The 2,583-nt window shown below is 67.4% G+C and carries 1 protein-coding gene; it reads left to right on the top strand.

The genetic code is table 11. From position 1 onward, the window contains the following. Nucleotides 1-72 precede the first annotated feature (72 nt). Nucleotides 73-2,583: ABC transporter permease (locus EOA32_RS36190; RefSeq protein ID WP_145971489.1), on the top strand; the 2,511-nt coding region annotated here is incomplete at its 3' end.

Below are 2,583 nucleotides of genomic sequence, written 5' to 3'. Positions count from 1 at the left end.
CTGCTCGCGCCAGGTGTCGATGCGCTCGGGACGCATCGAGGACGCGCCAAAACAGGCTAAGGTGCCGGCCTGATGCGGACTTTGAGACTGGCCCTCCGCTTCTCGCTGCGAGAGATGCGCGGCGGGCTGTCCGGCTTCATGATCTTCCTCGCCTGCATCGCGCTTGGCGTCGCGGCGATCGGCGGCGTCAATTCGGTGGCGCAGGCGATTACCGCCGGCGTCGCCAACCAGGGCCAGACGCTGCTCGGCGGCGACCTGCGCTTCCAGATCAACCAGCGCAGCGCTTCGGACGCCGAGCTCGGCTTCATCAAGAGCCTCGGCACGGTCTCGCTGAATTCCGGCATGCGCTCGATGGCGCGGCTCGAGGACGGCTCCGACCAGGCGCTGGTCGAAGCCAAGGCGGTCGACGACGCCTATCCGCTTTACGGCACGCTGGAGACCGATCCGCAGCTGCCCAGGAATGAGTTGTTCGGCGAGAGATCCGGCATCTTCGGCGCCGCCGCGCCCGATCTCTTGTTCGATCGCCTCAATCTGCATATCGGCGACCGCTTGAAGCTTGGCGGCACAACGTTCGAGCTGAGGGCCCGATTGGTCAGCGAACCCGACGCGATTTCCGACGGTTTCGGCTTCGCGCCGCGGCTGATGATTTCGCACGACGGGCTGGTCGCGTCAGGGCTGGTTCAGCCCGGCAGCCTGGTCGAGAACGCCTATAAGATCCGACTGCCCGATGGCGCGAGCGAGGCGCGCATCAAAGGCATTCAGGCCGAAGCGGCGAAGGATTTTCCGCAGGCCGGCTGGTCGATCCGCACGCGCAGCAACGCAGCGCCGGCGCTTTCCGCCAACATCCAGCGCTTCTCGCAGTTCCTGACGCTGGTCGGGCTGACGGCGCTTGTGGTCGGCGGCGTCGGCGTGGCGAATGCGGTCCGCGCCTATCTCGACGGCAAGCGCGGCGTCATCGCCACCTTCAAGAGCCTCGGCGCCTCCGGGGGCTTCGTCTTCACCATCTATCTCGTGCAGATCCTTTTGATTGCCGGCCTCGGCATCGTGCTTGGCCTGATCCTGGGTGCGGCAATGCCGTTCGTGGCGAGCGCGCTCCTGCAGTCGGTCATTCCGGTGCCGGCGCAAGGCGGCTTTTATCCCGGCGCGCTTGCGATCGCGGCCCTGTTCGGCCTTTTGGTGACGCTGGCCTTCGCGCTGCTGCCGCTCGGCCGCGCCCGCGACGTGCCGGCAACGGCGCTGTTTCGCGAAATGGGGTTCGAAAGCCGCGGCCTGCCGCGCCTGCCCTATGTCGGCGCCGCGCTGACGATCGTGCTCGCGCTGGCGGCGCTCGCCATCCTTTTCGCCGACGCTCGGCGCATCGCCTCGATCTTCGTCGGCGCCACCGCCTTTGCCTTCCTGGTGCTGCGGCTGGTGGCTGCGCTGGTCCAATGGCTGGCCCGGCGAAGCCCGCGGCTGCGCTCGGTCTCTCTCAGGCTGGCGCTCGGCAATATCCACCGGCCCGGCGCGCTGACGCCATCGGTGGTGCTGTCGCTCGGGCTCGGCCTGACGCTGCTGGTGACGCTGGCGCTGATCGACGGGAATCTCAGACGCCAGATCTCCGGCAGTCTGCCGGAGCGGGCGCCCAACTTCTTCTTCGTCGACATCCAGAGCAGCGATGTCGATGCCTTTGCCGGCCTGGTTGAAAAGGAAGCGCCGCAAGGGATGCTGGTCAAGGTGCCGATGCTGCGCGGCCGCATCATGGCGCTCAACGGCATCGCCGTCGACAAGGTGAAGGTCCCGGCCGACGGCGCCTGGGTGCTGCGCGGCGACCGCGGGCTGACCTATGACGGAAAGCAGCCGGAAAACGCTACGCTGACCGAAGGCAAATGGTGGCCGCAGGACTATTCCGGCGAGCCGCTGGTGTCGTTCTCGGCCGAGGAAGGCAAAGCGATCGGGCTGAAGCTCGGCGACACGGTCACGGTCAACGTGCTCGGCCGCAACGTGACGGCAAGAATAGCCAGCTTCCGCCAGGTCGAGTGGGAAACCATGGGTATCAATTTCGTCATGATCTTCTCGCCCAATACGTTCGCCGGCGCGCCGCATGGCTGGCTGGCGACGCTGACCGACAGAAAGGCCACCACGGCCGACGACGCGCGGCTGCTCAACGCTGTCACCCGCGCCTTTCCGGCAGTGACGACGGTGAGGGTCAAGGACGCGCTCGACATCGTCAACCGGCTGGTCGCGCAGCTGGGCACTGCGATCCGCGCCGCAGCCGGCGTGGCGCTGATCGCCTCCGTGCTGGTGCTCTCCGGGGCTTTGGCCGCCGGCAACCGGGCGCGCATCCACGACGCGGTGGTGCTGAAGACGCTCGGCGCGACAAGGAGGACGCTGATTGCGGCCTTCTCGCTGGAATATGTGCTGATCGGTCTTGCGACCGCGCTGTTCGCGCTTGCCGCGGGCGGCGTCGCGGCATGGTTCGTGGTGGCCCGCATCATGACGCTGCCGTCGCACTTCATGCCGGAAGTTGCGGTGGCGACGATCCTCGTCTCGCTCGCCGTCACCGTCGGCATCGGCCTTGCCGGCACCTGGCGGGTGCTTGGCCAC

Origin of the sequence: Mesorhizobium sp. M1A.F.Ca.ET.072.01.1.1, from assembly GCF_004023325.1 — a bacterium.
GTDB lineage: Bacteria > Pseudomonadota > Alphaproteobacteria > Rhizobiales > Rhizobiaceae > Mesorhizobium.
Note: the sequence above shows the minus strand (reverse complement) of the source record. Positions and strands in the feature narration are given on the sequence as shown.